At 67.0% G+C, this 4,715-nt stretch carries 3 protein-coding genes, 1 other RNA gene and 1 pseudogene; 2 read left to right on the top strand and 3 right to left on the bottom strand.

Going from position 1 to position 4,715, the window contains the following annotated elements:
- Positions 1-20 precede the first annotated feature (20 nt).
- Together I55_RS28390 and rnpB are read left to right on the top strand one after the other, a co-directional pair.
- On the top strand, positions 21-1,913 hold the full coding sequence (locus I55_RS28390; RefSeq protein ID WP_049974599.1) for a response regulator: 1,893 nt from the start codon (positions 21-23) through the stop codon (positions 1,911-1,913).
- Positions 1,914-2,003: 90 nt separating this feature from the next.
- Positions 2,004-2,432, top strand: an RNA gene (rnpB, locus tag I55_RS33645) — RNase P RNA component class A.
- Between the two features lie 80 nt (positions 2,433-2,512).
- Here rnpB and I55_RS28385 read toward each other — a convergent pair.
- The 3 genes and pseudogenes from I55_RS28385 to I55_RS37430 form a co-directional block, all read right to left on the bottom strand.
- Positions 2,513-3,397, bottom strand: a pseudogene (locus I55_RS28385) (two-component system response regulator); the annotation flags it as partial.
- Entirely contained in the window at positions 3,390-4,463 is a 1,074-nt protein-coding gene (locus tag I55_RS28380; RefSeq protein WP_286364324.1) for an ATP-binding protein, read from the bottom strand. The pseudogene I55_RS28385 and the gene I55_RS28380, both read right to left, overlap by 8 nt.
- Before the next feature lie 40 nt (positions 4,464-4,503).
- On the bottom strand, positions 4,504-4,715 hold a 212-nt coding region (locus I55_RS37430), incomplete at its 5' end, for a histidine kinase dimerization/phospho-acceptor domain-containing protein (protein ID WP_044564089.1).

Genomic DNA, 4,715 nt, shown 5'->3' with positions numbered 1-4,715 from the left:
TCGGCTGACTGGGAGAGCGGATGTACGAGTTGTTCGACCTGCCGTCCGCGAAAGGCGATCTGCAGGCGAGCTGGCGGGCCCGCTGCCTGGATGAGGACAGGGCCAAGGTGGAGGCCGCGTTCGCCAATGCCATCCGGAATCACGTCGACCTGGATTTGGAATTCCGCATCATCGATTCCCAGGGCGCCTTGCGCCATCTGAAGGGTGTGTCCGTCATCGAGCGCGATGCCCAGGGCCACCCCACGCGCATCATCGGCGTCAACTGGGACATCAGCGCCACCCGTGACCGGGAAGAGGCGCTGGTGGCGGCCCAGACCGCCGCGGAAAGCGCCAGCCGCGCCAAAAGCGATTTCCTGGCGAACATGAGCCATGAAATCCGCACCCCCATGAACGCCATCCTGGGGCTGTCCCACCTGTTGCTGCGCACCTCGCTGAACGCGGAGCAACAGGATTTCGCCGCGAAGATCGCGCAATCAGGCCAGGGACTGCTGGCTCTCATCAATGACATCCTGGATTTCTCCAAGGTGGAGGCGGGACGGCTGGAGATCGAATCCGCGCCATTCCAGCTGGGCGACCTGCTGAACACCCTGGCCACCATCATGGCCGTCAACGCGGGGGACAAAAGCCTGGAACTGGTGATCAACCAGACCCCGGGAACCCCCAACTCGCTGATCGGCGACCGCTTGCGCCTGCAACAGATCCTCATCAACCTGGCAGGCAACGCCATCAAGTTCACGGCGGCCGGAACCGTGACCTTGACGGTGGAACAGGTGGAAGGCACACGCGATCGCGTGGTGTTGCGCTTCACCGTCAAGGACAGCGGCATCGGCATAGCGCCCGACGTCCTGCCCTCCCTGTTCAATGCCTTCACCCAGGCCGACACTTCCACCACCCGCCGTTTCGGAGGCTCCGGGTTGGGCCTCGCCATCAGCAAGCGCCTGGTGAACCTGATGGGTGGCGACATCGGCGTGGACAGCACACCGGGACAGGGCAGCGTCTTTTGGTTCACCGTCCCGTTCGGACGGGGTCCGGAACCGCACGCGGCGGTCCTGCCCAACCTGCCCCTGGACATCCTGATCGCCGACGACAACGCGATCGCACGCCAGGTCCTCGCCTCCATCGCCACATCGCTGGGCTGGACGGTCGATGTGGTGACCGATGGCCGGGAAGCGCTGGATCATGTCAGACGGCACGACGCGGCCCACGCGCCGTTCGATGTCCTGCTGCTGGATTGGAAGATGCCCAACACGGACGGTTTGGCCGTGGCGCGGACGGTGCGCCACCGCGAAGGCGCTCCCCAGCCACCCATCATCATCATGGTCACGGCCCATGATCAGGATGAATTGCATCGCGCCACGGCGAAGGACTCGGTGGACGCCATCCTGGTGAAGCCGGTCACCGCCTCCACCCTCCATGACGCCGTGATGGAAGCGCGCGCCCGCCGGACTAGGTCCACGACGCCGCCGGATGTCCCGCGCGCGCCCGCACCCGCCTCCCCGGACCAGGAGAGTCTACAGGGCGTGCGGCTGCTGCTGGTGGAGGATAACCCCGTCAATCAACAGGTGGCCCGCCTTACCCTGAAAGCCTGGGGCGCGATCGTGACCGTGGCGGGCGACGGACAGGCGGCACTGGACCTGTTGGCCAAGGACGGTCGCGCGTTCGACATCGTCCTCATGGACGTGCAGATGCCGGTGATGGATGGCTACGAGGCCACCCGCCGGCTGCGGGAGGACCTGGGCCTGACCAGCCTGCCCGTGCTCGCCCTCACCGCCGGAGTGATGGCGGACGAGCGGGCCCGGGCGCTGGCCGCCGGGATGAGCGACTTCATCGCGAAGCCGTTCGATCCGACCCAGATGCGGGAGACCATCCAACGGCATTTGGCCGGCGCCAAGCCCCGGGTCGAGGCGCCCTGACCCGCGACGATATTGGCGCCGCCCCGATTCTGCGCGCCCCGATTCTGCGCGCTTGCATCCCAGGCCCCATGCGCCTAGGGTCGCCGCCTGCCAGACGGCCGGATGGCCGCCTTCCGGCAATGGCGAAAGCCGCCGGGGGGAGGAAAGTCCGGGCTCCACGGAGGAACGGTGCCAGGTAACGCCTGGCGGGGGCGACCCTAGGGAAAGTGCCACAGAAAGCAAACCGCCTGCCGCCCGCCCTTTCGGGGGCCGGGGGCCGGCAAGGGTGAAAGGGTGCGGTAAGAGCGCACCGCGCCCCTGGCAACAGGGGCGGCATGGTAAACCCCACCGGGAGCAAGATCGAATAGGGGCGGCACGGCCGGGCGACCGGCCAAAGCATCTTCCGAGCCGCCGCCCGGGTAGGTCGCGCGAGGCGCCTGGCGACAGGCGTCCCAGATGAATGGCCATCCCACGGCCGCCGCCCCCTTCGCGGGGGGACGGGCCGGAGGACAGAACCCGGCTTACAGGCCGTCTGGCAGATTGACGTCCGGTTGGTCGGGGCCGCGGGTCGCGGCCTGCGGAACCACCTCCGCCAGGAACAGGGGCACCAGGTCCGGATCGAAATGCCGGCCGGCCTGCGCTTCCAGGTGGGCGACCACCTCTTCCAGCGCCCATGGCCGCTTGTAAGGCCTTGGTGACATCAGGGCATCGAAGACATCCGCCAGGGCGACGATGCGCCCTTCCAGGGGAATATCCGTCCCCGCCAGGCCACGCGGATAGCCGCTGCCGTCCCACTTCTCATGATGGTTCAGCGCGATGCTGGCCGCCAGGCGCAGCAGGGCGGACCCGTTGGATCCGATGATGGATGCGCCCCGCTCGGGATGCGTGCGCATGATGGCCATCTCTTCCGCGTCCAGCTTGCCGGGCTTCAGCAAGATGCGGTCGGGAATGGCGATCTTGCCGATATCGTGCATGGGCGCGGCCTGGCGGATGGCGTGGCAAGCGTCCGGCCCCCAGCCCAGGGCCCGGGCCAGGAGTTCCGCGTAAATGCCGATGCGGCGCACGTGGTTGCCGGTCTCCTGATCCTTGTACTCCCCCGCCACGCACAGCCGGTCCAACATCGACACCTGGTCCACCAGCGCGATGTGGGTGCGGATCCGCGCATGCACCAGCGCCGCGGAAAGCGGCTTGGTCAGGTAATCGACGGCACCGGCCTCAAAGCCCTTCATCTCATCGTCTTCCGCGTCCATCGCCGTCACGAAGATGACGGGGATGTGCCGAAGCGCCGGATCCGCCTTCAACCGGCGGCAGACCTCATAGCCGTCCAGGTCGGGCATCATGACATCCAGGAGGATGAGGTCCGGCCGATGGCGCCGGGCGGTGTCCAGGGCCTGCAGGCCATTCTTGGCGTACACCAGGGCGTAGGTGCCAGACAGCATGTCCCGCAAGACCTGCAGGTTCATGGCCTCGTCGTCCACCACCAGGATCTTCCACAGCTTATCCATGGGCTTGTCCATGGGCTTCATGTCCTTTTTCCGCGGTCTCCGGCAAACGGGCGCCGGCCAGCGTGTCGGCAAACGCGCGGGCCTGCGCGAATTCGAAATCGCCGACCAGGCGGCGCAACGCCAGCAGGGCGCCAGACTCCAGCCCCGCCGGTCCCAGACGCTCCAGCGCCGGGTCGATGATTTCGGGGTCGTCGCTTTCCAAAGCCTGCCGGAATGCCGCCAACGCCACGCCGGCGGAGACGGCACCGGGCCGTTGCCCGCGCCACGGCGCCTGCTGCGCCGGCCGGCCCTGGCCCTCCGGAACAAGGTGTTGCATCAGTGCGCCCAGCGCCTCGAAATCCAGGGGTTTGGGCATGCAGGCGGTCATGCCGGACCGCAGGCAATCCTGCCGCTCTTCCGCGCCATCATTGCCGCTCAGCGCGACGATGGGCACCTGCCGGCCCGATCCACATTCGAAGTCACGGATCAGGCGAACCGCGTCCTTGCCATTTAGACAAGGCATCTGGACGTCCATGAGGATGATGTCGAACGGTTGGCGGCGAGCCAGGTCAGCGGCTTCCTGCCCGTCGCGGGCACAGGTAACCTCGTGGCCCTGTCCCAAAAGATGGATGGAGGCAAGTTCCAGGTTCTCCGGTACATCGTCCGCCAGCAGCACCTTGAAGCATCGCGGCGGCTGGGGCCCGCAGGGCCCTGTCAAAGCCGCTTCGACCGGCTGGTCGGCCGACGCCGGCAGGGGAAGATGGACCCGGAAGGTGCTGCCGTGGTCGAGCTGGCTTTCCACGCTGATGGCCCCCCCCATCAGCTCCGTCAGCTCCTTGCAGATCGATACGCCTAGGCCCAGGCCGTTGAAGCGCCGTGTCGCCTTGTCGTCCACCTGGAAAAAGCGGTCGAAGATATGCGCCGCCTGATCCGCCGTCAGACCGATGCCGGTGTCCGCCACGGCCAGTTCCACCCCGCCGCCGGGGAACGGCCGGGCCGTCAGGGACACGCCACCGACTTGGGTGAACTTTATGGCGTTGCCCAGAAGATTGACCATGACCTGCCGCACCCGCCACGGGTCGCCCACATGCCACAGGGCAAGTCCGCCGCGTATTGGAACTGCAGAATCAGGTTCTTTTCGGTGCGCGTTCCCGCATCAGGTCGACGCAGGCGCGCAACTGGGCCCGCAGGTCGAAACGCACCGGCTCCAGCACCATACCGCCGCTTTGCAGCCTGGACAGATCCAGGATGTCACTGATCAACCCCAGCAAGGACTTCGCCGATTTGTGCGCCATCGTCAGTTGCCGGCGCACGTCAGGCGGCAGGTCGCGCTCGAGCA

Origin of the sequence: Azospirillum sp. B4 (genome assembly GCF_000333275.1) — a bacterium.
Lineage (GTDB): Bacteria > Pseudomonadota > Alphaproteobacteria > Azospirillales > Azospirillaceae > Nitrospirillum.
The sequence above is the reverse complement of the archived record's forward strand: the minus strand, read 5'-3'. Positions and strand labels throughout refer to the sequence as shown.

Coding starts and splice junctions, on each gene's coding strand:
- I55_RS28390 (WP_049974599.1), top strand. CDS start 21: ATGTACGAGTTGTTCGACCTGCCGTCCGCGAAAGGCGATCTGCAGGCG.